Annotated in this window: 24 protein-coding genes and 1 tRNA gene; 10 read left to right on the forward strand and 15 right to left on the reverse strand. The window is 74.2% G+C overall.

All coding sequences use genetic code 11. From position 1 onward, the window contains the following. Window positions 1-32: 32 nt before the first annotated feature. Entirely contained in the window at window positions 33-1,451 is a 1,419-nt protein-coding gene (locus AB0C84_RS30165; protein WP_361073121.1) for an alpha/beta fold hydrolase, read from the reverse strand. A 179-nt stretch (window positions 1,452-1,630) separates the two neighbouring features. Between AB0C84_RS30165 and AB0C84_RS30170 the strand changes: the two genes are divergently transcribed. From AB0C84_RS30170 to AB0C84_RS30180, 3 genes are all read left to right on the forward strand, one after another. Then, a complete protein-coding gene (locus AB0C84_RS30170) occupies window positions 1,631-3,040 on the forward strand; it encodes an aldehyde dehydrogenase family protein (RefSeq protein WP_361073124.1) in 1,410 nt (469 codons plus the stop codon). Window positions 3,041-3,141: 101 nt separating this feature from the next. Beyond that, on the forward strand, window positions 3,142-3,891 hold the full coding sequence (locus AB0C84_RS30175) for a hypothetical protein (RefSeq protein ID WP_361073127.1): 750 nt from the start codon (window positions 3,142-3,144) through the stop codon (window positions 3,889-3,891). 36 nt (window positions 3,892-3,927) lie between these two features. Further along, window positions 3,928-4,776 carry an AraC family transcriptional regulator gene (locus AB0C84_RS30180; RefSeq protein ID WP_361073129.1) on the forward strand — a complete coding sequence of 283 codons (849 nt, stop codon included), beginning with the start codon at window positions 3,928-3,930 and terminating at the stop codon, window positions 4,774-4,776. 22 nt (window positions 4,777-4,798) lie between these two features. On the opposite strand, the gene AB0C84_RS30185 is transcribed toward AB0C84_RS30180, so the two are convergent. The 3 genes from AB0C84_RS30185 to AB0C84_RS30195 all read right to left on the reverse strand — a co-directional run bounded on the left by AB0C84_RS30185 (window position 4,799) and on the right by AB0C84_RS30195 (window position 7,213). After that, window positions 4,799-5,128 (reverse strand): multidrug efflux SMR transporter, encoded by a 330-nt coding sequence (locus AB0C84_RS30185; RefSeq protein ID WP_258944134.1) that lies wholly within the window; start codon window positions 5,126-5,128, stop codon window positions 4,799-4,801. Then, complete coding sequence (locus tag AB0C84_RS30190; protein WP_361073132.1) at window positions 5,128-5,994, reverse strand: LLM class flavin-dependent oxidoreductase; 867 nt, start codon at window positions 5,992-5,994, stop codon at window positions 5,128-5,130. The genes AB0C84_RS30185 and AB0C84_RS30190 overlap by 1 nt, the downstream gene beginning before the upstream one ends. A gap of 70 nt (window positions 5,995-6,064) precedes the next feature. Continuing rightward, on the reverse strand, window positions 6,065-7,213 hold the full coding sequence (locus AB0C84_RS30195) for a helix-turn-helix domain-containing protein (RefSeq protein ID WP_361073135.1): 1,149 nt from the start codon (window positions 7,211-7,213) through the stop codon (window positions 6,065-6,067). 126 nt (window positions 7,214-7,339) lie between these two features. On the opposite strand from AB0C84_RS30195, the gene AB0C84_RS30200 reads away from it, so the two are divergent. Then, window positions 7,340-8,134: a class II aldolase/adducin family protein gene (locus tag AB0C84_RS30200; protein WP_345176034.1), complete on the forward strand. Its 795-nt coding sequence runs from the start codon at window positions 7,340-7,342 to the stop codon at window positions 8,132-8,134. On the opposite strand, the gene AB0C84_RS30205 is transcribed toward AB0C84_RS30200, so the two are convergent. Further along, complete coding sequence (locus AB0C84_RS30205) at window positions 8,103-8,648, reverse strand: MarR family transcriptional regulator (protein WP_361073138.1); 546 nt, start codon at window positions 8,646-8,648, stop codon at window positions 8,103-8,105. The two genes, AB0C84_RS30200 and AB0C84_RS30205, sit on opposite strands and share 32 nt — an antisense overlap. A 56-nt stretch (window positions 8,649-8,704) precedes the next feature. On the opposite strand from AB0C84_RS30205, the gene AB0C84_RS30210 reads away from it, so the two are divergent. Beyond that, window positions 8,705-9,106, forward strand: a complete 402-nt coding sequence (locus AB0C84_RS30210) for a VOC family protein (RefSeq protein WP_361073141.1) — start codon at window positions 8,705-8,707, stop codon at window positions 9,104-9,106. Here AB0C84_RS30210 and AB0C84_RS30215 read toward each other — a convergent pair. Continuing rightward, window positions 9,100-10,533 carry an ATP-binding protein gene (locus AB0C84_RS30215; protein WP_361073145.1) on the reverse strand — a complete coding sequence of 478 codons (1,434 nt, stop codon included), beginning with the start codon at window positions 10,531-10,533 and terminating at the stop codon, window positions 9,100-9,102. The genes AB0C84_RS30210 and AB0C84_RS30215 overlap by 7 nt on opposite strands. Next, the gene (locus AB0C84_RS30220; protein WP_179848642.1) at window positions 10,530-12,179 is read right to left on the reverse strand and encodes an FAD-dependent oxidoreductase; all 1,650 of its coding nucleotides are present in this window, start codon (window positions 12,177-12,179) and stop codon (window positions 10,530-10,532) included. The genes AB0C84_RS30215 and AB0C84_RS30220 overlap by 4 nt, the downstream gene beginning before the upstream one ends. A 127-nt stretch (window positions 12,180-12,306) precedes the next feature. On the opposite strand from AB0C84_RS30220, the gene AB0C84_RS30225 reads away from it, so the two are divergent. After that, the gene (locus tag AB0C84_RS30225) at window positions 12,307-13,362 is read left to right on the forward strand and encodes a Gfo/Idh/MocA family oxidoreductase (protein ID WP_361073148.1); all 1,056 of its coding nucleotides are present in this window, start codon (window positions 12,307-12,309) and stop codon (window positions 13,360-13,362) included. A 48-nt stretch (window positions 13,363-13,410) separates the two neighbouring features. Here the strand turns inward: AB0C84_RS30225 and AB0C84_RS30230 are convergent, their stop codons facing one another. From AB0C84_RS30230 to AB0C84_RS30260, 7 genes are all read right to left on the reverse strand, one after another. Further along, a complete protein-coding gene (locus AB0C84_RS30230; protein WP_258944143.1) occupies window positions 13,411-14,433 on the reverse strand; it encodes a hypothetical protein in 1,023 nt (340 codons plus the stop codon). Window positions 14,434-14,629: 196 nt separating this feature from the next. After that, a complete protein-coding gene (locus AB0C84_RS30235; RefSeq protein WP_179848640.1) occupies window positions 14,630-15,070 on the reverse strand; it encodes an HNH endonuclease in 441 nt (146 codons plus the stop codon). Between the two features lie 25 nt (window positions 15,071-15,095). Next, a tRNA-Asn gene (locus tag AB0C84_RS30240) sits at window positions 15,096-15,166 on the reverse strand. Between the two features lie 92 nt (window positions 15,167-15,258). Beyond that, on the reverse strand, window positions 15,259-16,260 hold the full coding sequence (locus AB0C84_RS30245; RefSeq protein ID WP_361073152.1) for a GNAT family N-acetyltransferase: 1,002 nt from the start codon (window positions 16,258-16,260) through the stop codon (window positions 15,259-15,261). Between the two features lie 78 nt (window positions 16,261-16,338). After that, entirely contained in the window at window positions 16,339-17,325 is a 987-nt protein-coding gene (gene meaB / locus AB0C84_RS30250; RefSeq protein ID WP_179848638.1) for a methylmalonyl Co-A mutase-associated GTPase MeaB, read from the reverse strand. 67 nt (window positions 17,326-17,392) lie between these two features. Further along, complete coding sequence (gene scpA, locus AB0C84_RS30255; RefSeq protein ID WP_361073155.1) at window positions 17,393-19,615, reverse strand: methylmalonyl-CoA mutase; 2,223 nt, start codon at window positions 19,613-19,615, stop codon at window positions 17,393-17,395. Beyond that, entirely contained in the window at window positions 19,612-21,435 is a 1,824-nt protein-coding gene (locus AB0C84_RS30260; RefSeq protein WP_361073158.1) for a methylmalonyl-CoA mutase family protein, read from the reverse strand. Before AB0C84_RS30260 ends, scpA begins: the two co-directional genes overlap by 4 nt. A gap of 116 nt (window positions 21,436-21,551) precedes the next feature. Between AB0C84_RS30260 and AB0C84_RS30265 the strand changes: the two genes are divergently transcribed. The 3 genes from AB0C84_RS30265 to AB0C84_RS30275 all read left to right on the forward strand — a co-directional run bounded on the left by AB0C84_RS30265 (window position 21,552) and on the right by AB0C84_RS30275 (window position 23,281). Then, the gene (locus tag AB0C84_RS30265; RefSeq protein WP_361073161.1) at window positions 21,552-22,730 is read left to right on the forward strand and encodes an acyl-CoA dehydrogenase family protein; all 1,179 of its coding nucleotides are present in this window, start codon (window positions 21,552-21,554) and stop codon (window positions 22,728-22,730) included. A gap of 156 nt (window positions 22,731-22,886) precedes the next feature. Continuing rightward, the gene (locus AB0C84_RS30270; protein WP_258944148.1) at window positions 22,887-23,096 is read left to right on the forward strand and encodes an HGxxPAAW family protein; all 210 of its coding nucleotides are present in this window, start codon (window positions 22,887-22,889) and stop codon (window positions 23,094-23,096) included. Window positions 23,097-23,098: 2 nt separating this feature from the next. Further along, window positions 23,099-23,281, forward strand: coding sequence for a hypothetical protein (locus AB0C84_RS30275; protein WP_021600299.1), 183 nt, complete (start codon window positions 23,099-23,101; stop codon window positions 23,279-23,281). Between the two features lie 40 nt (window positions 23,282-23,321). On the opposite strand, the gene AB0C84_RS30280 is transcribed toward AB0C84_RS30275, so the two are convergent. Further along, on the reverse strand, window positions 23,322-23,450 hold the full coding sequence (locus AB0C84_RS30280; RefSeq protein WP_258944150.1) for a hypothetical protein: 129 nt from the start codon (window positions 23,448-23,450) through the stop codon (window positions 23,322-23,324). Window positions 23,451-23,615: 165 nt separating this feature from the next. Between AB0C84_RS30280 and AB0C84_RS30285 the strand changes: the two genes are divergently transcribed. Beyond that, the gene (locus AB0C84_RS30285; RefSeq protein ID WP_361073166.1) at window positions 23,616-24,704 is read left to right on the forward strand and encodes a glutamate--cysteine ligase; all 1,089 of its coding nucleotides are present in this window, start codon (window positions 23,616-23,618) and stop codon (window positions 24,702-24,704) included. Window positions 24,705-24,925: the final 221 nt, after the last annotated feature.

Raw genomic sequence — 24,925 nt, forward strand, 5'->3', positions numbered from 1 at the left:
GGAATCGCGGGGGCGCCCGTCGGCGTCGGGGATCAGCCGTTGAGGAACCTGTAGACCGCCTCGCGGCCCTGGGTCCCCCGCTCGCGGTTCTGGATGGAGTGGGAGGCGCCCTTCACCACGACGAGAGTGCCGCGCGGGGCGTACCGCAGTTCCTCCCGCGCCCATTCCAGCGGCGTGGACAGGTCCCGGTCGCCGTTCACCAGCAGGACCGGGACCGAGAGCCTGGCGCGGCGGGGTTCGGCCGTGTGCCGCGCCCACGGCCAGTGCAGGCATTCCTGGACGAATCCGTTCCCGACCGCGGTGTCGGCGGTGAACGGCCAGGTCGCCTCGGCCGGAAGGCGCTCGCGCGCCCGCTCCAGCGCGGCCTCTCGGAGGGCCGGCACCGTCTCGGACGTCCCCCACGGGAACCGGCCGTCCCCGCAGATCGTCGCGATGTGCAGGCCCGAACTGTACTCGGCGGGGTCATCGCCGCCGGAGTCGAGCGCCCGGAGCAGCCGGTCCAGGTGCGCGGCGTCGCCGCCGCGGGCGTCGTGGATCGCCGACACCACGTCCCCCAGCCCGCCGAGGGCGCCGGCGTCCCGGTAGGTGGGGTCGAGGAACTCGTAGGTCACCAGCATGTCCCAGATCAGCACCGCGTCCTCGCGGTGCCGGGCGAGCCACGCCAGGTCGCGGGCCGGGTCGAAGCCGCAGGCGGGCGCGGCGGCGCAGGCGTCGCGCAGGACGCGCGCGGTGGCCCGCTGCCCGGTGAGGTAGAGCATGTCGTCGCCCTGCGGGTCGACGAACGGCAGCGCCGAGTCGAGGACGAGCCTCCTGACGTTCCCCGGATGAGACGCGGCGTAGGCGGCGCCGGTCATGGTCCCGTAGGACACGCCGTCCACGGTCCAGGTCCGCACGCCGAGCGCGCGGCGCAGCAGGTCGAGGTCGCCGACCGTCTGCTCGGTGGTGAAGTAGTGCCGCCGGCCGCCGAGGACGCCGGCGCACTCCTTCACCGCCTCGGGCGTGGGCGGCTCGATGTCGCTGCCGCCCACCTGCGCCTGGAGCCGCGGGCAGTCGATCGCGCCGAACTCGCCGGTGCCGCGCTGGTCGACCATGACGAACCGGTAGTTCTCCGCCAGCTCCGGCAGGCGCTTGGAGATGCCGCTGATGAACGGGACGCCGGGCTGCCCCGGGCCGCCGGTCAGGAACATCAGGACGCCCTTGGGCGCGCGGGCGTTGTCCGCCGCCGCGACCTGGAGCCTCAGGGTCCGGCCGTCCCCGGGGTCGCGGTGGTCGAGCGGGACGGTCAGGAACGAGCAGGTGAAGCCGGGCTGCCCCGCGCAGGGACGGGAGCCGGACAGCCCGGGCGCGGCCGGTCGGGCGGGAGGCGCTTGGGGTGCGGCCGCCGCCGTCGCCCCGCCGGATCCGAGGAGGGCGAGGGTGAGGGCGAACACCGCTGTGCAACGTGGTCGCATGGGGGGATCCTCTCTCCGCCGGCCCGCGTTCGCCGGGATGTCGCCGGAACCGGTCAGGTCGCCGCCGTCCGCCCCCCCGGGTCGCCCGTTCCGCCGCCGGGGCCCCGGCCCCTCGTCAGGAGGACGGCGAGGGGGAATACTGAATCTCGTTCGGTAAACCCCGTGAGCGGAGGACCCAGGTGTCCGAGAACTTCTCGATGACCATCGACGGCCGGGCCGTGACCGCGCCCGGCACCTTCGGCGTGATCGATCCGGCGACCGGCGAGGTGGCCGAGCAGGCGCCCGACGCGTCCCGGGAGCAGCTCGACGCGGCGATGGCCTCGGCGCAGGCCGCCTACGCCGACTGGCGCCGCGACGAGGCCGCGCGCCGCAAGGCCCTGCTCGCGGCGGCCGACGTCATGTTCGCCAGGTCCGAGGAGATCGGCCGGATCCTCACGCTGGAGCAGGGCAAGCCCCTGGCCGACGCGACCATGGAGGTCGTCGGCGCGGGCGTGTGGCTGAAGTACTTCGCCGACCTCGAACTGCCGCGCGAGGTCATCCAGGACGACGCGAGCGCGCGGGTGGAGGTCGTGCGCCGGCCCATGGGCGTGGTAGCCGCGATCACCCCGTGGAACTACCCGCTGCTGCTCGGGATCTGGAAACTCGCCCCGGCGCTGCTCGCGGGCAACACGATGGTCCTCAAGCCGTCCCCGTTCACCCCGCTGTCGAGCCTGAAGCTCGGCGAGGTGCTGCGCGACGTCCTGCCGCCCGGCGTGCTGAACGTCGTCACCGGCGGCGACGAGCTCGGCGCCTGGATGACCGCGCACGAGGTGCCCCGCAAGATCAGCTTCACCGGCAGCGTCGCGACCGGCAAGCGCGTCGCGGCCGCGGCGGCGCCCGACCTGAAGCGCGTCACGCTGGAGCTCGGCGGCAACGACCCGGCGATCCTGCTCGACGACGCCGACCCGGCCGCGGTCGCCGACCGGCTCTTCGGCGCCGCGTTCCAGAACAACGGGCAGGTCTGCTCGGCGATCAAGCGCGTGTACGTCCCGGAGGCGCTCTACGGGGACGTGGTGGACGCGCTCGCCGAGCGCGCCAGGGCCGCGCGGGTCGGCAACGGGATGGACGAGGGCGTCCAGTACGGGCCGATCAACAACCGGCCGCAGTACGAGCGGGTCGGCGAACTGGTCGCCGACGCGATCGCGGGCGGGGCCCGCGCGGCGGCGGGCGGCGGGCCGATCGACGGGCCCGGCTACTTCTTCGAGCCGACGATCCTCGCCGACGTCTCCGACGGCACCCGGATCGTGGACGAGGAGCAGTTCGGCCCCGCGCTGCCGATCGTCAAGTACACCGATCTGGAGGACGCCGTCGCGCGCGCCAACGGCACCCACTTCGGGCTGTCCGGGTCGGTGTGGGGCACCGACGCCGACCGGGCCGCGGAGGTCGCGGGGCGGCTGGAGTGCGGCACCGCCTGGGTCAACACCCACCTGGCCCTCGCCCCCAACCAGCCGTTCGGCGGGTTCAAGTGGAGCGGCGTCGGCGTGGAGAACGGTCCGTGGGGCCTGTACGGGTTCACCGAGCTTCAGGTGATCCACCGCTCGAAGGCCTGAGCACCTCCGGTGGGGGCGCGGTGACCGCCGCGCCCCCACCGGACATGGGACACTTTCCGGACGGGGGGCGTGGATCACCGCACCGACCGTGGAGGAGCCGGATGGACACCTGGGACGTCATGCGGCAGGACGACCTCGGCAACGCCTTCCGCGTCGCGGCGCACGACTCCCGGATCTCCGCGCTGGCCCAGGTCATGGTCCTGGAGAGCGGCGTCCGGCACCGGCAGATGTACTGGGTGGACGGCCCGCCGGGGCCCGCCGTGCGCACCAACCGCGACCTGTACCTGGTGTTCCTGCAGCTCGGCCAGGAGGCGAGGGCGGCCTCGTGGTCGCTTTCGGCGTTCCTGCGCTCGCTGTGGAAGGTCGGCGCCACGCTCGCCGGCCAGGCGCACCTGGAACCCGACGACGTGGCGGCCATGTTCGCGGCGGCCGCCACCACGCCGCCCGCGGCCTTCGACCCCGCCTGGAGCGGCAAGGACCTGTCGCTGCCCGGCGACGAGCCGGACGGGTACGCCGACTGGGAGCGGGTCCTGCTCTCCCAGATCGCCGACCTGGAGGACTTCCTGTCCGCTCCCCCGGGCCCGCAGGCCCGGTTCGGCGTGCCGGCGCCCCGGCCGCCCGGCTCGGGCGCCCGCGCCACCCCGGCCCGCTGGTACAACTTCGACCCGGCGACGTACCTGGAGTGCGCGGTGGCGGGCAGCCTCGGCGGCTGGGACGCGGCCGACGGCGCCCGCGTGCCGCTGCCGGCCGGCCCCGGGGAGCCGCCGGTGCGCTCCTACGTCCGCACGATCACCACGATGAGCTGGGCCGACCTGGCCCGCATCGCCGTGTGCGGGCAGGTGTACGAGTAGCCCGTCCCGTCACCCTCACGTGGTAGGACTGGCCCCATGAGCGACAGGCCGGTCGAGTTCAGCGACCGGGGCGGCTGGTGCCTGGCGCGGGGCCGCCCCCATCCCGCGCTGCGCCCCTTCCTGCGCGCCTACGACGGCTACTGGGAGACCGAGGCCGTGCCGTCCCGGATGCGGACCCTGCCCACCCGCACCACCGTGGTGATCCTCAACCTGGGCCCGCCGCTCCACTTGGAGGTCCCCGACCCCGGGGTGGCCGACCGCGCTTACGGATCGTTCGTCGCGGGGATGCACGACGGCCACGGCATGTACCTCAGCCCCGGCGGGCAGCGCGGCATCCAGCTCGACGTGACCCCGCTCGGCGCCTACACACTGCTCGGCGTCCCGATGGCGCGGCTCACCAACGCCGCCGCCGACCTGCCCGACCTGCTCGGCCGGGAGGCGCGGACGCTGGTCGAGCGGCTCGGGGACGCGCCGACCTGGGGCGCGCGGTTCGCCATCCTGGACGCCTTCCTCCTGCGCCGCCTCGACGCCGGCCCCGCCCCCGACCGGGAGGTGGTCCGGGCGTGGCGGCTGCTGGACGGGGACCCCGCCGTGCCGGTCGCCGACCTCGCCGCCGACGTCGGCTGGAGCCGCAAGCACCTGACCCACCGGTTCCGGGAGCAGGCCGGGCTGCCGCCCAAGGTGATGGGGCGGGTGCTGCGCTTCCAGCGCGCCGTCGGGCTGCTCCTCGGCGGCGCCGGGATCGCCGAGGCCGCGTTCGCCTGCGGTTACTACGACCAGGCCCATCTCAACCGCGACTTCCGCACGCTGTCGGGCTGCACGCCGACCGAGCTGATCGGCGGCCAGCTGGAGCAGCAGCGCGTCTCCACGCCGGCCGAGGCCTGAGCCGGGCGAACACGCCCCGAGGTCAGCCCTGGTGCACCCCGCCGCCCAGGTTCATCACGACGACGCCGAGCACGATGATGACGGCGCCGGCGATGGTCAGCGGCCTGACCGGCTCGTCGAACAGCAGCACACCGCCCGCGAACGCGCCGATCGTGCCGAGCGCGGACCAGATGGCGTAGACGGGCCCGACGTTCAGCGACGTCAGCGCCCTGGCCATGAAGACGAAGGAGATCAGGTACCCGGCCACCACGATCACCGAGGGGCCCAGCCGGGTGAAGCCTTCGGATGCGCGCATCGCCAGCGTCGCCGTCACCTCGAAGGCGATCGCGAGGCCCAGCAGGACGAACGGCATCAGCGGGGCTCGCCGTGCTCGGCGGCGATCGCCTCGAAGACCTTCATGTCCGCCTCGAACGGCGAGCCGGGGCGGGGCCAGTGCAGCGCGATCTCGGTGATGCCGAGTTCGGCGTAACGGCCTGCCAGGTCGGCGAACGCGCCGGCCGACTCCAGCCAGGGCTCCTCGTTGAAGCCGGTCAGCAGGACGAGGTCGTCGAGGCGGCGGCCTTCGGCGTCGCACGCGGCGCGCAGGGCGTCCAGCCGGGAGCGGACGATGCCGTGCGGCTCGTCTCCCGCGCCGTGGGCGCTGGTCACCCAGCCGGTGCCGTGCCGGGCGGCGACCCGCATCCCGCGCGGGCCGTTCCCCGCGATGACGAGCGGCACACGGGGGCGCTGGACGCAGCCGGGTTCCTGCACGACCTCGCGAGCGGTGTAGAACTCCCCGTCGAAGGTGGTCTCGGGGCCGGTCAGCAGGCGGTCCAGCAGTTCCACCCATTCGGCGAACCGGGAGGCGCGCTCGTCCGGGCTCCAGTCGGGGCCGATGATCCCGGCGTCGGACGCGCGGCGCGTGCCGCCCGCCCCGATGCCGACGGTCAGGCGCCCGCCGCTCACGTGGTCGATCGTCTTGATCGCGTGCGCGGTCGGCACGGGATGCCGGAAGTTCGGCGAGGTCACCAGGGTGCCGATGCGGACGCGCGAGGTGACCGCCGCGGCCGCGGCGAGCGTGGTGTAGGCGTCGTACCAGGGCGTCGTGCCGCGCCAGGCGATGTGGTCGTACACCCACGCGTGCCGGAAGCCGAGGTCCTCGGCACGCCGCCACAGCTCCCCGGCCTCCGGCCAGGACTGCATGGGCCACATCACGGCGCCGATCCTCGGTGCGGTCACCGGTTCCTCCGCTCTCTCCTGCGTCCCCCGCGGAACGCTCCCACCCATAGATACATGCCGCCGCGGCGGTTCACGTTCCGGACCCCGCAAGCCAGCGGTGCAGGGCCCACCACCAGTTCGCGGTGCGCGACACCGCCGCGCCCGCGCCGGGATCGAGCAGCGGCCGCCCGGCCAGCTCCTGGAAGCGGCGGATCCGGTACTTCACCGTGTTGCCGTGGACGTGCAGCGCCACGGCCGTCGGCTCGATCCGGCCGCCGTGGTCGAGGTAGGCGAGCGCGGTCTCGGCCAGCTCCCGGTGGAACGGCTCGCCGGGGTCGAGGCCCGCCAGCAGCGCGCCCGCGAGCAGGCCTCCGAGCTCCGGTTCGGCCTCGGTGACGGTGAGCAGCGCGAGGTCGGCCAGCTCCCGCATGCCGGTGAGCCCGGCGGCGGCGCCCGCCCGCAGCGCCCGCCGACCGAGCGCGTACATCGGGGCGACCTCGCCGGGACGGGCGGGCGGGGCCGCCACCAGCAGCGGCCCGGACGGCCCGGCGAGCGGGCCCCGCGGCCCGGGCAGCCGGGCGACGAGGGCCGCGAGCCGCCCGTCGACGAGCCCGCACAACCCCGGCCCGGCGGCGGTGAGCGCCGACTCCAGCCGTCCCGCCACGGCGGGGTCGCTGACGTCGGACACCACGCAGTGGTAGGCGACGCGGGGGTCGAGCGGGGCGAGCACGGGGACGGCCTCGCCGTGCAGCAGCTGCCGGAGCATCTGGAGGCGCCCCTCGCGGACGGTCCGCGCCATCTCCAGCTCGGCGACCCGGTGCGCGTGGACCATCCGCTGCACGAGCGCGGTGGTGATCTCGTCGATGCGGGTCACGCCGTCCAGCAGCGCCGCGTCCGGGACGCCCATCCGGCGGCCGTCGGCGACGAGGGCCCGGACGAGGTGGGCGCGGCCCGCCTGGAAGCCGTCCAGGAACGCCGCGACCGGCACGCCCTGCCGGGCCCGGTCCGAGCCGAGCCGCTCCGCGGCCGCGAGGACCTCCTCGCCCGGCTCGCCGTCCTCCAGCGCGGCGAGCACCCCGTGGACCAGGGCGCGGGTGTGCCGCCTGGTCTCCTCCTCCGGCAGCGCGGCCACCAGCTCCGACCGGCCGCGGGCGGCGCGGACCGTCGCCTCCAGCAGCACGGGGTCGTCGGTGTGCTCGATCAGCAACCGCAGGAACCGGTCTCCTGGGCTGGGCTCCATCCCCCCATTCTGCGTCCTGGTTGTCCCGTCCGGACAACCGGGCGCGCGGCATTGGGCGCCGCCGGTCTAGCCCGAGGGCGGGGCCATGGTGTTCGGTGGTGGGGAGACGAGCCCGAGGAGTGCGCGATGTCCGACGAGGAAGAGTTCCTGGAGAAGCTGCCGACCGACCTGATCTTCCGGCTGCCGCCCACGTTCGACGACGTCGCGGACGAGCGCCGGCACCGCAAGGAGCGCCTCGCCGCCGCGCTGCGCGTCTTCGGCAAGTTCGGCTTCGAGGAGGGCGTGGCCGGGCACATCACCGCCCGCGACCCCGAGCGCACCGACCATTTCTGGGTGAACCCGTTCGGCATGTCGTTCAAGCACATCCGGGTCAGCGACCTGATCCTGGTGAACCACGAGGGCAAGGTCGTCGAGGGCCGCTACCCGGTCAACGAGGCGGCGTTCGCGATCCACTCGCAGGTGCACCAGGCGCGCCCGGACGTGGTGGCCGCCGCGCACAGCCACTCCACTCACGGGCGGGCGATCTCGGCGCTCGGCCAGAAGCTGGAGCCCATCACCCAGGACGTGTGCGCGTTCTACCAGGACCACGGCCTGTTCGACGACTACACCGGCGTCGTCACCGACCTGGAGGAGGGCAAGCGCATCGCCGCCGCCCTCGGCGGCCACAAGGCCGTCATCCTGCGCAACCACGGCCTGCTGACCGTCGGCGACACCGTGGACGCCGCCGCCTGGTGGTTCATCACGATGGAGCGCTCCTGCCAGGTGCAGCTGCTGGCCAAGGCCGCGGGGCAGGTCGTCCCGATCGAGCACGACAACGCCGTCCTGACCCACGAGCAGATCGGCAACGACCTGGTCGGCTGGATCAACTACCAGCCCCTCTACGACCAGATCACCCGCGAGCAGCCCGACCTCTTCGAGTAGGCGGCCCGTCCCCCGGCCCCGGCGCGCTCGGCGGCGCCGGGGCCTCGGCGAGCCCCGGCCGCGCCCGCGGGTCGAGGTGGGCGAGCAGGACGCGGGCGATGCGCTCGAAGGCGGCCCGGTCGTCCGGGGTGAGCGGCGCCAGCAGCGCGGCGTCCAGCTCGGCCGCGCGGCGGGTGACCTCGTCCAGCTCCGCGCGGCCCCGCCCGGTCAGCTCGACCACGTAGCGGCGGCGGTCGGCCGGGTCGCGCTCGCGGCGGACGAGGCCGGCCCCCTCCAGCCGGCCCACGACCTCGACGAGGTCGCTCGGGTCGATGCGCAGCCGGGCGCCCAGGCCGCGCTGCGAGGCGGGCGCGGCGTCGTCCAGCGCGGACAGGACGGCGAAGTGCCAGAGGCCGAGGCCGTGCTCGTCCATCATCCGGCCCATCCGCACGCGTCCGGCCCGCCCGACCTGGGCGAGCACGAACGTGGTGATCCCGAGCAGGCGGGGCGGCAGCGGTCCGGCGGTCTCGTCCATCCGCCTATTGTAGGGTTACCCCAATCATTGGTGAACACCCATGAATAGGGGACGGCATGGACGCGCTGTATCCGCGCCTTCTGGTGGACGACTTCCGCGCCTGCGCGGGCTTCTACGAGGCGGCGCTGCGCGCGCTGCACGGGATCGACCCGGTCAAGCTGATCCCGGAGGCCGAGTACGCGAACTGGGACCTGCGGGGCGAGGCCGCCCTGGTCGTGATGGGGCGCTCCCGGATGGCGAAGGCCGTCGGCACCGCGGGCCTGCCGGCACCGTCCGGGCAGGACGGCTCGATGCTGGTGCTGCGCGTGGACGACGTGGACGCGGCGGCCGCGACGCTCCGCGGGCTCGGCGCCGTCCAGGTGGCCGGGCCGCGGGACCGCCCCGAGTGGGGGCCGGGGCTGCGCACCGCCCATCTGCGCGACCCCGGCGGGAACCTGCTGGAGCTCCAGTCCTACTGAGCGGTCTCCCCGGCGGACTCCTCCGAGGGCTCGGTGAGCGGCAGCAGGACCTGGAACCGGGTGTCGCCGGGCAGCGACTCCACCCGGATGTCGCCGCCGTGCCGGCCCGCGACGATGCGCCAGGAGATGTCGAGGCCGAGCCCGGTGCCCTGCCCCACCGGCTTGGTGGTGAAGAAGGGCGTGAAGATCCGGTCGAGGTCCTCCTCGGGGATGCCGACCCCGGTGTCGGCGATCTCCACCAGCGCGTAGTCGTCCTCCCGGGCGGTGCGGATCGTCAGCGTGCCGCTGCCCTGCATCGCCTGCAGCGCGTTGACGATCAGGTTGGTCCACACCTGGTTCAGCTCGGCCGCGTAGACCGGGACGGGCGGCAGCGCCTCGTCGTAGACGGTCTTGACCGTCACACCGTCCCCGAACTTGCGCTTGAGCATGGTGAGCGTGCTGTCCAGCAGCTCGCGCAGGTCGGTGCGCCGGTAGGGCGCGCGGTCCAGCTGGGAGTACTGGCGGGCCGAGTCCAGCAGCGCGGTGATGCGGCCCATCGCCTCGGAGATCTCCGCCTGGAGCTGGGTCACCTCCATCACCTCGGCCAGCCAGCGCATCGCGGCGGGCAGGTGGCCGCCCGCCGCCCGCTCGACCTCCTCCGCCTGCCCGATGCCGATCCCGGCGGCCACCAGGCCGGGCGCGAGGTCCCAGGCGTCGCCGACGCCGTGCTCCTCCAGCCAGTCGCCCAGCTCGTCCTCGGCGTCGCTGACCTCCAGCGGGCTGCGGCGCCCGCCGGGCGCGGCGGGCAGCGCCGGGCGCAGCGACACCAGCGCGCTGAGATGGGTGCAGTCGACGCCCTGCGCCGCGAGGTCGGCGAGGCTCTTCTGCGCGCCGATCAGCCGGTCGCCGAGCTCGGCGCTGGCCCGCGCCGCGGCGGCGGCCGGGTTGTTCAGCTCGTGGGTGAGGCCCGCGGTGATGGTGCCGAGCGCGGTGAGGCGCTCGCGCTGGTCGACGACCCGCCGCGCGTTGGTCATCCCGAAGAAGACGCCCTCCAGCAGGTGCGTGGCCATCGGGAACCACTTGCGGACCATCTTGGCGAACTTGTATGCCGGCAGCACGAAGACCCGCGTGGGGCGCGTCGCGCGCAGCGAGTGCTGGTACCTCTGCTCGATCTTGTCGCCCAGGTACGCCTGGACGGCCCCGCCGTAGGTGCCGGGCCGGTCGGTCCGGCTGACCTGCGCCACGTGGCCCCGGACGTTCTGGGTCATCACCATCTCGCCGTCGAGCAGCACGTAGAGGAACTCGGCGGCGTCGCCCTGGTCGCAGATGATCCCGTCCTCGGGGAAGTCCGCGACCGTCCCGCAGGCCGACAGCCAGCCGAGCTTCTCGTCGTCCAGGTCCTCGAAGAGGAACAGCTCCCGCAGCTGCTCCGGTGACGCCGTGTTCATGCCTGCTCCAGGTAACGGTGGACCAACGCGACGGCCATCGCGCCGTCGCCGACCGCGGACGCCACCCGCTTCATCGACTCCGAGCGGACGTCGCCCGCCGCGAACACCCCGGGGACGCTGGTCTCCAGGTGGTAGGGCTGGCGCGCGAGCGGCCACCCTGCGGGGCGGCGGCCCCCGCCGACGAGGTCGGGCCCGGTGAGGACGTACCCGCGCGCGTCGCGCTCGACGAAGCCGTCCAGCCACCCCGTGCCCGGTTCCGCGCCGATGAACACGAACAGCCAGTGCGCGTCGATGGTCTTCTTCCCGCCCGGCCACGCGAACGTGAGCCGCTCCAGCCGGTCGGCGCCCTCCGCCGCGCACACCGTCTTGCCGGTGTGCACCTCGATGTTGGGCGTCGCCGCGATCTGCTCGACCAGGTAGTGCGACATCGACTTCTCCAGGCCGTCGGCCCGGACGATGATGTGCACCTTCCTTGCGTACTTGGCCAGGTGCACCGCGGCCTGGCCCGCGGAGTTGGCGCCGCCGACGACGGCGACCTCCTCGTCCGCGCAGGACGGCGCCTCGGTGAGCGCGGCGCCGTAGTACACGCCGCGCCCGACGAAGTCGTCCACGCCCTGCGCGTTGAGGCGGCGGTAGGAGACGCCGGTGGCCAGGATGACGGCGTGCGCGGCGATCTCCGAGCCGTCCGAGAGCCGCGCCACCCGGGCCGTGCCGCGCGACTCCAGCGCGGTGACCTCGCCGGCCTGCAGCAGCTCGGCGCCGAACCGGTCGGCCTGGCGGCGGGCCCGGTCGGCGAGCTGCGCGCCGCTCACCCCGTCGGGGAAGCCGAGGTAGTTCTCGATGCGGGAGCTCTGCCCGGCCTGGCCGCCGAGGGCGCGGCGCTCCACGACCACCGTCTTCAGGCCCTCGGACGCGCCGTACACGGCCGCGCCGAGCCCGGACGGGCCGCCGCCGACGACGATCAGGTCGTAGAAGCCGGCGGTCGGGGTGCTCGGCAGCCCGACCGCGGCGGCCAGCTCGGCGTCGGAGGGGGCCGACAGCGTCGCCCCGTCCGCGGTCACGATCAGCGGCAGCTCCGGGCACGCGGCCGCCGCGACCAGCTGGGCGCCCTCGGGGTCGCCGTCCATCAGCCAGGTGTAGGGCACCTGGTGGCGGGCCAGGAAGTCGCGGACCTCGTAGCAGCGGGACGACCAGCGGTGCCCGACCACCCGCAGCTCACCCGGCGGGCGCCGGTCGACGCGCGCCCAGGCGTCCAGCTGCTCGTCGATCACCGGGTAGAACTTCTCCTCCGGCGGGTTCCACGGCTTCAGCATGTAGTGGTCGAGGTCGACGTCGTTGATCGCGCGGATCGCCGCGTCGGTGTCGGCGTAGGCGGTGAGCAGGATCCGGCGCGCGAACGGGAACAGGTCCATGGCGCGTTCCAGGAACTCCACGCCGTCCATCCCGGGCATCCGGTAGTCGGCGAGCAGCACGGCCGTGTCGTCGCCGCGCAGCCGCAGTTCGCTCAACGCCTCCAGGGCCTGCCCGCCCGACTCGGCGCGCACGATCCGGTACGTCTCGGCGTACCGGCGGCGAAGGTCCCGCGCCACGGCCCGGGACACTCCCGGGTCGTCGTCGACCGTCAGCAGCACTGGTTTCGGCAACATGCCCCCCTCGATCCAACACAACCCGTACGAAAGCCTACGTGGAACCGGCGCCGCCGTGCGGGCCCGGACCGGCCCATCGGGGCCCCCGCCGCCCGGCCGCCACCGCGCCATCGGCCATGATCGAGTCATGGACCTGCGTGTTGCCCTGATCGGATACGGCACCGGCGGCTCGGTGTTCCACGCCCCGCTGATCTCGTCGGTGCCGGGGATGCGGCTGGCCGCGGTCGTGACCGGCTCCCCGGAACGGCAGCGGGCCGTGCGCGAGCGGTACCCGGAGGCCGAGGTCCTCGACAGCGTGGACCGGCTGTGGGGAGCGTCGGGCGCCTGCGACCTGGTGGTGGTCACCGCCCCCAACCGGCAGCACGTGCCGCTGGCCCGGACCGCGCTGACCTCGGGCCTGCCCGTCGTGGTGGACAAGCCCGTCGCGGCCGCCTCGGCCGACGCCCGCTCCCTCGCCGCGCTCAGCGCCGTCCGGGGGCTGCCGGTCTTCCCGTTCCACAACCGCCGCTGGGACGGCGACTTCCAGACGGTGCGGCGGCTGGCCTCCTCGGGCGCCCTCGGCGACGTCCTGCGCCTGGAGTCCCGCTTCGAGCGCTGGCGGCCGGAGGTCAAGGAGAGCTGGAAGGAGAGCGCCGACCCCCGCGACGCCGGCGGCATCCTGTTCGACCTCGGGTCCCACCTGGTCGACCAGGCGATCGCGCTGCTCGGCCCGCCGGAGCGGGTCTACGCCGAGATCGACACCCGCCGCCCGGGAGCCGCGGCCCCCGACGACGTGTTCGTGGCCCTGGCCCACCCGGGCGGCGCCCGGTCGCACCTCTGGATGAGCGCCATCGCCGCCCACCAGGGCCCGCGCTTCCGCGTCCTCGGCAGCCGCGCGGCGTACGCGGTCTCGGGCATGGACGTCCAGGAGGAGCAGCTCCGCGCGGGCCTCACCCCCAAGGACCCCGGCTACGGCATCGCGCCGCCCGGATCCAGCGGCCTGCTCGGCACCCCCGGACACGAGACCCCCGAGCCCACGGCCGCCGGGGCCTACCACGACTTCTATGCGAGCGTCCTGCGCACCCTGCGGGACGGCGCGCCGCCGCCGGTCACCCTCGCCGAGGCGATCACCGGGCTGGAGGTCATCGAGGCCGCCGCCCGCTCCGCGCGCGAGTCGGCCGTCGTCGAGCTCGGCGACGGGTGAGGACGCCCGAGCGGCGTCCCGGCGCCCGCGCCGGGAGGCGCGGACGCGTCAGAGCACCGAGACGTGGACGTGGTCGAAGTGGTTCTGGGTGACGCTGCCGCGGTCCTCCATCTGGCTCCAGCCGCCGCTGCCGCGCATGTCGTAGATGCGCTGCTTCCAGATGACGTACTTGATGCCGAGGCGGGACGCGTTGTCGATCACGTACTGGGCGACGCGGTCGCCGTGCGCCTGGGCGGAGGCGCTCGGCATCTTGCCGCCGGTGCTCTCCATGAAGTCGCAGGCCCGGCCCGAGCCGTGGTCCTGCGGGTCGCCGGGGCGCGAGCACCCGATGGTCGGGAAGGCGCCGAACTTCCCGTCGATCTCCAGCAGCACGGTGCGCATCCGCGCGGTCATCGAGTTGCCGACGATCGGGGACTTCGTGCCGCTCGCCCCGTCCGGGCGGCCGCCGCCGGCGGGCACGGTGGTGCGGGTCGTCTCCGGCTTGTACTTGACGAGCAGCTTCTTGACGCGGGCGCGCTGGCCCTCCAGGTCGTCGATCTCCTTCTTGACCGCGTCCAGCTTCTTGCGGGCCGTCGCCTCCGACTGGACCGCCCTGGTGTTCAGCGCCTCCAGGCTCTGGATGCGGCGGCCGTTGTTGCGGCTGATGTGCTCGACCACGGCGGCGTCGTGGACGGCGGCGCCCGGCTCCGCCGAGGAGATCATCGGGATCACGTCGAGGCGGCCGGTCATGTAGGTGCCGGCCGCCAGCCGGGCCACGTCGATCCGGGCGGCGTCGTACTCGCGGCCGGCCCTGGTCGCGTCCGCGCCGGCGCGCTCGGCGGCCTTCTTCGCCTCCTCGAGGGAGACGAGCTCGCCCCGGTACTCCTTGGAGAGCTTCTCCGAGCGCGCCTTGAGCTTGGCGTACTCCTTCTTCAGGTCCTTCGGCCGCTCCGGGAGTGCCGCCGCGCTCCCGGACACCGGCGGCAGGGCCGCCGAGACGCCCGCCGCGAGGGCCAGCGCCGCGAGGCGCTTCGCCGCTGCGCGCCCGCGCGGAGGGCGCGGCGTTCTGCCGGGGGGATCGAGGGCCGCCACAGATCTCTCCTAGATAACAAAGCTCAAGATTGGCGGCACATTACCACAATCGCCCTATTTACCTCAGAAGCTCCACAAAACACATAGAGTCACGCGCGGGCTACCGGACGGCGCCGCCGCGAACGGCCAGGGGCCGGACCGCGCGACGCGGTCCGGCCCCTCCCCCGGCGGCGCCGGGCCGATCCGGCGGCCCCCGTCACGGCCCGACGAGCTCCTCCCAGCGCGGCACCCGCGGCGGCGACGGCAGCCGCAGCCCCGCCTCGGCGAGCGTCCGGTCCCCCTTGCGGTTGTTGCACCTGCCGCACGCCAGGACGGTGTTCTCCCAGGTGTCGGCCCCGCCGCGGGACTGCGGATGGACGTGGTCGATCGTGTTGCCGCGCTTGCCGCAGTAGCAGCAGCGGCCCCCGTCGCGCAGGTACACGCCGCGCTTGCTCCAGGGCGGGCGCCTGCCGTGCCTCCAGCGCATCGCGACATAGCGAACGAGCCGCAGGACGCGCGGGACCGGGAAGCGACCGAAGGTGCGGCCCTCCTCCGCCTCCTCGACCACGGCCACCTCGCGCACCAGCATCCGGATGGCGTGCCGCAGATCGACCCTCTGCATGGGTTCGTACGACGCGTTCAGGACGAGCACGTTCACCGCGTCACCTCCCTGGCCCGTGCCGCTCCCCCGCCAGGATTCGAACCTGGATATCCGCATTAACAGTGCGGCGTTCTGCCGTTGAACTACGAGGAAATGCTTCGGCAATTCTCCGCCTTCCGGGCATTTCCCGGAAGACCTCCATGAGAATGCCCAGCGGCGGGCCGCGGGGGCAACGTGTTTTCCGGTCAGCGGCCGGAGGCGGGGAGGGCGGACACCGCGGCCTGGTACTCCAGGGACTCGCGCTCCAGGCGGAAGCCGAGCTCCTCGTTCACCGCGATCATGTGGGCGTTGTCGCCAGAATTGTCCGTTTCGATTTCCCGTACGCCGGGGCACTCCTCCCCCAGCCAGCGCAGCATCGCCGCCTTCACCCAGATGCCGAGCCGCCTGCCGCGGTGCTCTGGCAGCACCGCCGTGTCGTACTGCGCCGCGCGCCCGGCGCACCCCGCCGGCACCACGACCTCGGTGAACCCGGCGATGACGTCGCCCGACAGCGCCGCGACCGTGTAGAGGTCGTCACCGCGCTTGGCGACGATCTCGGCCATCTCGCGGACGCGGTGCGCGTCCCAGGGCGTCCCCTCGTACTCGGCGAAGTCGGCCATGGCGTGCTTGGCGCGGGCGAGGGCCTCGGCGTGCTCGTCCGGCACCGCTCCCCGCCAGCGCGCGAGCCGGTAGCCGGCGGGCGCCTCGGCCAGCAGCCGCGCGACGCGCTCGGCGGGGACGTCCTCCAGCCGCAGCAGCATGCCGCGCAGGGTCAGCACGCACTCGAAGCCGTGCGACTCCAGGAACGGGACGGCCGGGGTGCCCGCGAGGACCTGCGCGATCACGCTGGAGCGGCCGTCCTCGCGCAGCCCCTGCGCGGCCGCGGCGAGGAGCCGGGCGCCGAGCCCGCGCCGCCGGTGCTCGGGGCGGACCTGGATGTCGACCTCGCCGGGACGGTCGGCGCCCGGCTCGCCGGGCAGCCGCAGCGCCGCCACCGCGGCCAGGGCGCCGCCCGCGCCGGGTCCGCCGGCGGCCGCCGCCCACAGCCGCTGCCGCGCGCCGGCCTCCGCGCCGAGCAGCAGCCGCGCCGTCCCCTCCGGGTCGGGCGCGGGGTCGCCGTCCGGCTCGGCCGCGTGGACGGCGGCGAGCACCGCGTGCCACCCCCGGATCTGCGCGTCCGTCGGATCATCGAGCGCGATGACGTCCATCCGACTTTTCTACCTGATCCCCGTGCGCCGCGACCGGGACCTGGGACAACCCAAGGTTTCGGACATACGGAACCCCGTTCAGCGGTCCCGCGAGAACACCTCCAGGAGGCGCTCGGCGGCCAGGGCTGGGGTCAGCGTCCCCTCCGCGACCTCCCGCTCCAGACCGGGCGCGGCGTCCCGGACGCCGGGATGCCCGCGCAGGTCGGACAGCAGCCGCTCGCGCACCAGCGCCCACGTCCAGCCGACCTGCTGCCGGCGGCGCCGGGCCTCCAGCTCGCCGGTCTCGCGGAGCCGGTCCTGGTGCTCGACCAGCGCGCCCCACACCTCCTCCAGCCCGGTGCCCTCCTTGGCGCTGCACGTCAGGACCGGGGTGGCGCGGACGCGCTCGTCGCTGCGCAGCAGCCGCAGCGCGCCCGCCAGCTCGCGGGCGGCGCGCTCGGCCTCTCTCCGGTGCTCGCCGTCGGCCTTGTTCACCGCGATGACGTCGGCCAGCTCCAGGACGCCCTTCTTGATCCCCTGGAGCTGGTCGCCGGTGCGGGCGAGGGTGAGGAACAGGAAGGAGTCGACCATCTCGGCGACGGCCGTCTCGGACTGCCCGACGCCGACCGTCTCGACCAGGACGACGTCGAACCCCGCCGCCTCCATGACCACCATCGCCTCGCGGGTGGCCTTCGCGACGCCGCCCAGCGTCCCGGCGGTGGGCGAGGGGCGGATGAACGCGGCCGGATCGGTGGCGAGCCGGTGCATCCGGGTCTTGTCGCCGAGGATGCTGCCGCCCGTCCGGGTGGAGGACGGGTCCACGGCGAGGACCGCGACCCGGTGCCCCTCCCCCGTCAGCCGGGTGCCGAGCGCGTCGATGAACGTGGACTTGCCGACCCCGGGCACCCCGGTGATCCCGACGCGGCGCGCGTTCCCGGCATGCGGGGTCAGCTCGACCAGCAGTTTCTGCGCCAGCTCCCGGTGGTCCGGGCGGGCCGACTCCACGAGCGTGATCGCCCGCGCGATCCACGCCCGCGACCCGTCCCGCACCCCGGCCGCGTAGTCGTCGAGGCCCGGCGCGCTCACGACGCTCCCCGCACGCCCGCCGGGCGCCCCTCGGCGCCGCCTTCCCTCGTCACTCCCGCACCGCTCCTCAGGCGCGCTCGGGCGCGCCGTGCCCGAGCGCGGCGGTGAGCTCCTCCAGCAGGCCGACCGCCGCGTCCGCCAGGACCGTGCCGGGCGGGAAGATCGCCGAGGCGCCGGCCGCGCGCAGCTCCTCGAAGTCGCCGGGCGGGATGACGCCGCCGACGACGATCATGATGTCGTCGCGGCCCAGCGCGGCCAGCTCCTCGCGCAGCGCGGGGACCAGCGTCAGGTGGCCCGCGGCGAGCGAGTTGACGCCGACGATGTGCACGTCGGCCTCGACGGCCTGCAGGGCCACCTCGCCGGGGGTCTGGAACAGCGGGCCCACGTCGACGTCGAAGCCGAGGTCGGCGAACCCGGTCGCGATCACCTTCTGGCCGCGGTCGTGGCCGTCCTGCCCCATCTTGGCCACGAGGATGCGGGGGCGGCGGCCCTCGGCCTCCTCGAACGCGGCGGTCGCGGCGCGCGCCCTCTCGATGCCCGTCACCCGTCCCGCCTCCTCCCGGTACACACCGGAGATCGTACGGATCTGCGCCGCGTGGCGCCCGTAGGCCCTCTCCAGCGCGTCGGAGATCTCGCCGACGGTGGCCTTGGCCCGGGCGGCGTCGATGGCGAGGGCGAGCAGGTTGTGCTCCAGCCCCCGCGGGCGGGTGCCGTCCTCGGCGGCCTCGGCGGCACGGGTCAGCGCCTCCAGCGCGCCCCGCGTCGCGGTCTCGTCGCGCTCCTCGCGCAGCCGGCGCAGCTTGTCGATCTGCTGCGCGCGCACGGAGGCGTTGTCGACCTTGAGGACCTCGATCTCCTGCTCGACGTCGGGCCGGTACTTGTTGACGCCGATGACGGGCTGCCGCCCGGAGTCGATGCGCGCCTGGGTGCGGGCGGCGGCCTCCTCGATGCGCAGCTTGGGCAGCCCCTCGTCGATCGCCTTGGCCATGCCGCCCGCCTGCTCGACCTCGGCGATGTGGCCCCAGGCGCGGCGGGCGAGGTCGTAGGTGAGCCGCTCGACGTAGGCGCTTCCGCCCCAGGGGTCGATGGTGCGGGTCGTCCCGGACTCCTGCTGCAGGACGAGCTGGGTGTTGCGGGCGATGCGGGCCGAGAAGTCGGTCGGCAGCGCGAGCGCCTCGTCCAGCGCGTTGGTGTGCAGGGACTGGGTGTGGCCCTGCGTGGCGGCCATGGCCTCGACGCAGGTGCGGGCGACGTTGTTGAACGCGTCCTGCGCGGTCAGCGACCAGCCGGACGTCTGCGAGTGCGTCCGCAGCGACAGCGACTTGGGGTTGCGCGGGTCGAACGTCTTCACCAGCCGCGCCCACAGCAGCCGCGCGGCGCGGAGCTTGGCGACCTCCATGAAGAAGTTCATCCCGATCGCCCAGAAGAACGACAGGCGCGGCGCGAACGCGTCGATGTCGAGGCCCGCCTCGCGGCCGGCGCGGATGTACTCGACGCCGTCGGCGAGCGTGTAGGCGAGCTCCAGGTCGGCGGTGGCCCCGGCCTCCTGGATGTGGTAGCCGGAGATCGAGATGGAGTTGTACTTCGGCATCCGCTGCGAGGTGAACGCGAAGATGTCGGAGATGATCCGCATGGACGGCTGCGGCGGGTAGATGTAGGTGTTGCGGACCATGAACTCCTTGAGGATGTCGTTCTGGATGGTCCCCGCGAGCGCCTCCGGCTCCACCCCCTGCTCCTGCGCGGCGGCGATGTAGAGCGCGAGGACGGGCAGGACGGCGCCGTTCATGGTCATCGACACGCTCATCCGGTCCAGCGGGATGCCGTCGAAGAGCTGCCGCATGTCGTAGATGGAGTCGATCGCGACCCCGGCCATGCCCACGTCGCCGGCCACGCGGGGGTGGTCGGAGTCGTAGCCGCGGTGCGTGGCCAGGTCGAACGCCACCGACAGGCCCTTCTGCCCGGCGGCGAGGTTGCGGCGGTAGAAGGCGTTGGACTCCTCGGCGGTGGAGAAGCCGGCGTACTGCCGGATCGTCCACGGCTGGGTCGCGTACATCGCCGGGTAGGGGCCGCGCAGGAACGGCGCGATCCCCGGATAGGTGCCGAGGAAGTCGAGCCCGGCCAGGTCATCGCCGGTGTAGAGGGGCTTGACACCGATGCCCTCCGGGGTGTCCCAGGTCTGGGCCTCGGGGTCGGCGCCGGTGGCGTCGGCGACCGCGGCGCGCCACCGCTTGGCGGCCTCGTCGGCGGGGGGCGCCGTCCCGAGGTCGACCTCGGTGAAGTCGGGGATCATTCGTTCACTCCCAGATCTCGGAGGGTGGTCTCCAGCACCTCGATCGCGTCGCATCCCGCGTGCACGCGGTCGTCGACCCCCTCGTAGGTTCCCTTACCCGCCAGCCAGACCTTCACCGCACCCGCCTCGCGCAGAACCCGCGCGGCCTCCGCGGCCCGCTCCTCGTAGAGGGCGTCGCTGGAGCAGATGCAGGCGACCGCGGCGCCGGACGTCCCGAATTCCTCGGGGGCGCCCGTCACCGTCTCGATCCCGCCCGCCTGGAAGAGGTTGGCGGCGAACGACGCGCGCGCCGTGTGGACGGCGATCGGCCCGAGCGTGGCGAGGAAGACCTTCGGACGGGCGCCGGCGGCCTCGGCGTGGGCGTCGGAGCGGTCGCGCAGGGCCTCGAAGTCCTGCGCGTACGTGACCACCGGAAGCCCGCCGCCGGGTGCAGGCGGCGCCGGGTCGCGACGCGGCGGCGTCTCCGCGAGGTCGGGGAACTCGCTGACGCCGGTGAGCGGCGCCTTGCGGCGGGCGATGTCCTTGCGGCGCCGCTCCCAGGTGGCGGCGAGGCGGCGGGCGACGAGGCCCGAGTCGAGCGCGGCGGCCAGCCCCCCGGCCCGCTCGATCTCGGTGAACCAGGTCCAGGCGGCCTGGGCGAGTCCCTCGGTCAGGCTCTCGGCGTACCAGGAGCCGCCCGCCGGGTCGACGACGCGGGCGAGGCTCGACTCCTCCAGCAGCAGCGTCTGGGTGTTGCGGGCGATGCGGCGGGCGAAGCCGTCGGGCAGGCCGAGCCGGGCGTCGAACGGCTGGACGGTGACCGCGTCCGCGCCGCCGACCCCGGCGGCGAACGTCGCGATGGTGGTGCGCAGCATGTTCACCCACGGGTCGCGCCGCGTCATCATCGCCGACGAGGTGACCGCGTGGACGCGCGCGACGGTGCCCTCGGCGGCGCCGCTGACCTCCGCCACCCGGGCCCACAGGCGGCGCGCCGCGCGGAGCTTGGCGATGGAGGAGAACTGGTCGGCGTTGACGGCGAGGCGGAACTCGATCTGCCCGAACGCCTCGTCCACGCTCAGCCCGGCGCCGGTCAGTGCGCGCAGGTACGCGACGCCGGCGGCGGCCGCGGCGCCCAGTTCGTCGGCGTCGCCACCGCCCGCGTCGTGGTAGGGGGTGCCGTCGGCGACGACCGCGCGCAGCCCGGGGAACTCGCGGACGCAGCGGACGGCGAGCGCGGCGGCCTCGTCCAGCGAACCGGGCGTGCCGGTGCGCGCCGCGAGGCCGAGCGGGTCGGCGCCGAGGTTGCCGGACGCGCGAGCCGCGTTCCCGCGCTCGGCGACCAGGGCCAGGAACGCCTCCGCGGCCTCGCCCGCGGACGCTCCCGCGTCCAGGACCACGGGGGCCAGGTCGAGCAGGACGCCGCGCAGCGCCTCGGAGAGCGCGGCCACGGGCAGGCCGCCCTCGCCGAGCCGCAGCCAGACGGAGGTGGCGCCGTTCTCCAGGTCGGCGAGGATCGCCTCGCGGGTGACGGCGGGGTCGGGGTGGGCGTGCCGCTGCCGGACGTCCCATCCGGCGATGCCCTCGCCGTCGGGGCTCACCTCGCGCACGCAGGGGGCCAGCCCGGGACGTCCCGGCGGCGCGTCGTCGCGCGTGTAGAGCGCGGCGATCGGCACTCCGTCGTAGGAGTCCCGGGTCAGCAGGCCCTCGATCTCGTCGAGGGGGGTGTCCTCGCTCGCCGCGCCGGACTTGCGCAGCACGCCCTTCACCATCTCCCGCCACCGGTCGCGGTCGGCCGTGGGGAAGGCGGCGGCCAGTTCGAGTTCCTCAGGCGGCACCGTCATGCCCTGGATCGTAGGTGAGCGGCCGAATCCGGCTCGAAACCGGGTCCCGCTGACCAGAACACGGCGCGCGGCGGGGCGCCCGGTTAGGGGTGCGCCGTCCGGGAAGAGGGGTGGTCATGACCCCGGAACCACTCCCCGGCGACCTCTACCACATGCAGGAACTCCTCGACGGGCGGGAGAAGGAGATCCTCGGGAGGGTGCGCGGCTTCCTGGAGGCGAAGGTCGCGCCGATCGCCAACGACTGCTGGGCGCGGGCGGAGTTCCCGTTCGACCTGATCCCGCAGTACGGGGAGCTCGGCGTCGCCGGCCTGGCCTACGACGAGTGCCCGGGCGACAGGCCGAGCAGCCTGCTCACCGGGTTCCTCGCGATGGACATGGCCCGCGTGGACCCGTCCATGGCGACGTTCTTCGGCGTGCACGCCGGGCTCGCGATGGGCAGCATCGGGCGGTGCGGCTCCCCGGAGCAGCGCGAGCGGTGGCTGCCCGCGATGGGGCGGATGGAGAAGATCGGCGCGTTCGCGCTCACCGAGCCGGACGGGGGCTCGGACGTCGCGCTGGGCCTGCGCACCACGGCGCGGCGCGACGGCGACCACTGGGTGCTGAACGGCGCCAAGCGCTGGATCGGCAACGCCACCTTCGCCGACCACACGGTCGTGTGGGCCAGGGACGAGGCCGACGACCAGGTGAAGGGGTTCGTGGTCGCCAAGGGCACGCCCGGGTTCACCGCGACCCGGATCGAGAACAAGATCGCGCTGCGGACCGTGCAGAACGCCGACATCCTCCTGGAGGACTGCCGCGTCCCCGAGTCCGACCGGCTGGCCGGGGCCGGCGGCTTCCGCGACACCGCCGCGATCCTGCGCCAGACCCGCAGCGGCGTCGCCTGGCAGGCCGTCGGGGTGATGCTCGCCGCCTACGAGATCGCCCGCGACTACGCGGTGGAGCGCGAGCAGTTCGGGCGGCCGATCGCCAAGTTCCAGCTCGTCCAGGACCTCCTGGTCAGGATGCTCGGCAACGCCACCGCCTCGCTCGGCATGGTGGTGCGGCTCGCCCAGCTCCAGGACGAGGGCCTCTACCGCGACGAGCACTCCGCGCTCGCCAAGGCCCACTGCACCAGCCGCATGCGCGAGGCGGTCGGCTGGGCGCGCGAGCTGATGGCGGGCAACGGGATCGTCCTGGACTACGGGATCGGCCGGTTCGTCGCCGACGCCGAGGCGCTCTACTCCTACGAGGGCACCCGGGAGATCAACACGCTGATCGTCGGGCGCGCGGCGACCGGTATGGGGGCGTTCGTCTGATCCGTCCCGCCCCGCGGCGGCTCCTCCCCGGCCACGGGGCGATCTTCGGGTACCCCCGAAGGCCCCGTGGCTAGGGGCGTTGCTAGAGTTCGGCGTCGTAGCCCCATCCCCCGAATCCCGCCCGACCGCCGAACCACGAAGAGGAAAGACGAACGCATGTCGACTGGCAGCCACGCCGGGCGCCCCAGGTCCTGGGTCGCCGTGGCCATCATCTTCATCGGTTTCGCCATCGGCGGCGTCGGCATCACCCTGGGCCCGGACTGGATCGTGTTCGGAGTGGGCGCCGCGGTCGTCGCGATCGGCGGCATCATCGCGCTCGCCGTCGACATCATGACCGACGTCGTGGTCGACGAGCCCCGGGCCTAGCGATGTTCGGCCGGCCTCCGATCGAGGAGCGGATCGCCGCGCGGCAGCGCGAGCGCGGACCGCTCAAGCCGGGCACCGTCTTCCCGCACGGCCCCGCCAAGATGCTGTTCTTCTTCGGCATCGGCGTGGTCGTCGTCACGCACCTCATCGCGCTGTCGATGTACTTCGTGGACCCCGGCCCCTGAGGAACCCGAGGGTCCGCGCGGCACGCGCCGACGGCCCGTCTCAGCGGCCGCGATCCGAGCCGTTGGGCGGGCCGTCGCGCTTGTCGCCGAGGTAGAACAGCCCCGCCAGGACGAACACGGCGACGGCGAGCAGGATGAGGAGCACGCCGACGGGAGTCGAGCCGGGCATCTGCTCTCACCCCCTTTCCTTCCGCTGGGTCTCTGGACCAGTGCCCGCTGAGCGCAGGGTCAAAAGGGGTCAAAGAGATCCCTTTACGCCTATTCCGGACCGCCCGGCAGGTGCGCGCGGCGCGGCGGCGACGTAGCTTCGAAGGCCCGAGCCCGAGGTGGTGGGATGGCCCTGCGATTCGGAATCGAGGAAGAGTACTTCGTCGTCGATCCCGTCTCCCGGGAGGTCGTCCCCCGTGCCGCCGCCGTGGTGCGCCGGGCGGGCGCGGCGCTGGGCGAGCGCGCCTCGACCGAGCTGGTCGCCTACCTCGCCGAGGCCAAGACCTCCCCGTGCGACGACCTGGACAAGCTCGGCGAGCAGGTCCGCTCGATGCGGGCGGTGATGGCCGCCGCCGCGGCGGCCGAGGGCGTCCGGCTCGCGGCGACCGGGACCCCCGTGCTCGGGAACCTCGTGCCGGCCCCGATCGAGCGCGGCGCCCGCTACGCCGAGAGCCTCGCCGTCTACCGCGGCCTGGACGACGAGCAGAGCATCTGCTCGTGCCACGTGCACGTCGAGATGCCGGACCGCGAGCGCGCCGTCCAGGTCAGCAACCACCTGCGCCCCTGGCTGCCGACGCTGCTGGCCCTGGCGGCGAACTCGCCGTACTGGGCGGGACGCGACACCGGCCACGCCTGCTGGCGGGCGCTGGCCTGGGCGCGGTGGCCGGTGGCGGGGCCTCCGCCCTACTTCGCGTCGGCCGGCCACTACGACGACCTCGTCGGGGCGCTGCTCGAGTGCGGCGCCCTCATGGACTCCGGGACGATCTTCTGGGACGTCCGTCCGTCGGCGCGGCTGCCCACGATCGAGGTCCGGCTCGCGGACGTCGCCCCGACCGCCGGCGAGGCGTCGGTGTTCGCCGCGCTGGTCCGGGCGCTGGTGCAGGTGTCGTCCGACGCGGTGGACGCCGGCGAGCGGGCGCCCGAACCGCCCCCCGAGATGCTGCGCGCGGCCTACTGGCTGGCGGCGCGGCACGGTCTGGGCGGGCGGGGCCTGGACGTGCGCACGGGACGGTCCGCGAGCTTCGGCGAGCTGGCCGGGGACCTGCTCGCGCACGTGCTGCCCGCGCTGCGCGGCACCGGCGACCTCGCCGCCGTCGCCCGCGGGGTGCGGCGGCTGGCCGCCGCCGGCGGGACGGGCGCGGAACGGCAGCGCGCCGCCTACCGCGTGCGCGGGCGGCTGACCGACGTCGTCGACGCGGTCCTCCTGCCCGGCTGATGACCTCCCGGTCACATGGTGGCGGGCGGGCGGCGCGGCGGCCCCGGGCGCGATTGGTCCGGATATTGTCTGTTTTCAGAGGGCGCCTCGCGGGTACCGCTGGATCGGAAGATCAGATCGGCTGACCTCGGGGGATGTCCGCATGGCCCTGCTCGTACGGCTTCCTTCCTGCGCGTATTCTCGATCGAATGCACGAGACGGCGGCACCGGACGGAGCGACC

The organism is Actinomadura sp. NPDC048955 (genome assembly GCF_040649435.1).
In the GTDB taxonomy this organism is placed as follows: Bacteria; Actinomycetota; Actinomycetes; order Streptosporangiales; family Streptosporangiaceae; genus Spirillospora; species Spirillospora luteofluorescens.

Excerpts from the sequence above, each read along its gene's own strand:
- AB0C84_RS30165 (WP_361073121.1), bottom strand. The coding sequence starts at position 1,451 with ATGCGACCACGTTGCACAGCGGTGTTCGCCCTCACCCTCGCCCTCCTC.
- AB0C84_RS30175 (WP_361073127.1), top strand. The coding sequence starts at position 3,142 with ATGGACACCTGGGACGTCATGCGGCAGGACGACCTCGGCAACGCCTTC.
- AB0C84_RS30180 (WP_361073129.1), top strand. The coding sequence starts at position 3,928 with ATGAGCGACAGGCCGGTCGAGTTCAGCGACCGGGGCGGCTGGTGCCTG.
- AB0C84_RS30185 (WP_258944134.1), bottom strand. The coding sequence starts at position 5,128 with ATGCCGTTCGTCCTGCTGGGCCTCGCGATCGCCTTCGAGGTGACGGCG.
- AB0C84_RS30195 (WP_361073135.1), bottom strand. The coding sequence starts at position 7,213 with ATGGAGCCCAGCCCAGGAGACCGGTTCCTGCGGTTGCTGATCGAGCAC.
- AB0C84_RS30200 (WP_345176034.1), top strand. The coding sequence starts at position 7,340 with ATGTCCGACGAGGAAGAGTTCCTGGAGAAGCTGCCGACCGACCTGATC.
- AB0C84_RS30205 (WP_361073138.1), bottom strand. The coding sequence starts at position 8,648 with ATGGACGAGACCGCCGGACCGCTGCCGCCCCGCCTGCTCGGGATCACC.
- AB0C84_RS30210 (WP_361073141.1), top strand. The coding sequence starts at position 8,705 with ATGGACGCGCTGTATCCGCGCCTTCTGGTGGACGACTTCCGCGCCTGC.
- AB0C84_RS30215 (WP_361073145.1), bottom strand. The coding sequence starts at position 10,533 with ATGAACACGGCGTCACCGGAGCAGCTGCGGGAGCTGTTCCTCTTCGAG.
- AB0C84_RS30220 (WP_179848642.1), bottom strand. The coding sequence starts at position 12,179 with ATGTTGCCGAAACCAGTGCTGCTGACGGTCGACGACGACCCGGGAGTG.
- AB0C84_RS30225 (WP_361073148.1), top strand. The coding sequence starts at position 12,307 with ATGGACCTGCGTGTTGCCCTGATCGGATACGGCACCGGCGGCTCGGTG.
- AB0C84_RS30245 (WP_361073152.1), bottom strand. The coding sequence starts at position 16,260 with ATGGACGTCATCGCGCTCGATGATCCGACGGACGCGCAGATCCGGGGG.
- scpA (WP_361073155.1), bottom strand. The coding sequence starts at position 19,615 with ATGATCCCCGACTTCACCGAGGTCGACCTCGGGACGGCGCCCCCCGCC.
- AB0C84_RS30260 (WP_361073158.1), bottom strand. The coding sequence starts at position 21,435 with ATGACGGTGCCGCCTGAGGAACTCGAACTGGCCGCCGCCTTCCCCACG.
- AB0C84_RS30265 (WP_361073161.1), top strand. The coding sequence starts at position 21,552 with ATGACCCCGGAACCACTCCCCGGCGACCTCTACCACATGCAGGAACTC.
- AB0C84_RS30270 (WP_258944148.1), top strand. The coding sequence starts at position 22,887 with ATGTCGACTGGCAGCCACGCCGGGCGCCCCAGGTCCTGGGTCGCCGTG.
- AB0C84_RS30275 (WP_021600299.1), top strand. The coding sequence starts at position 23,099 with ATGTTCGGCCGGCCTCCGATCGAGGAGCGGATCGCCGCGCGGCAGCGC.
- AB0C84_RS30280 (WP_258944150.1), bottom strand. The coding sequence starts at position 23,450 with ATGCCCGGCTCGACTCCCGTCGGCGTGCTCCTCATCCTGCTCGCCGTC.
- AB0C84_RS30285 (WP_361073166.1), top strand. The coding sequence starts at position 23,616 with ATGGCCCTGCGATTCGGAATCGAGGAAGAGTACTTCGTCGTCGATCCC.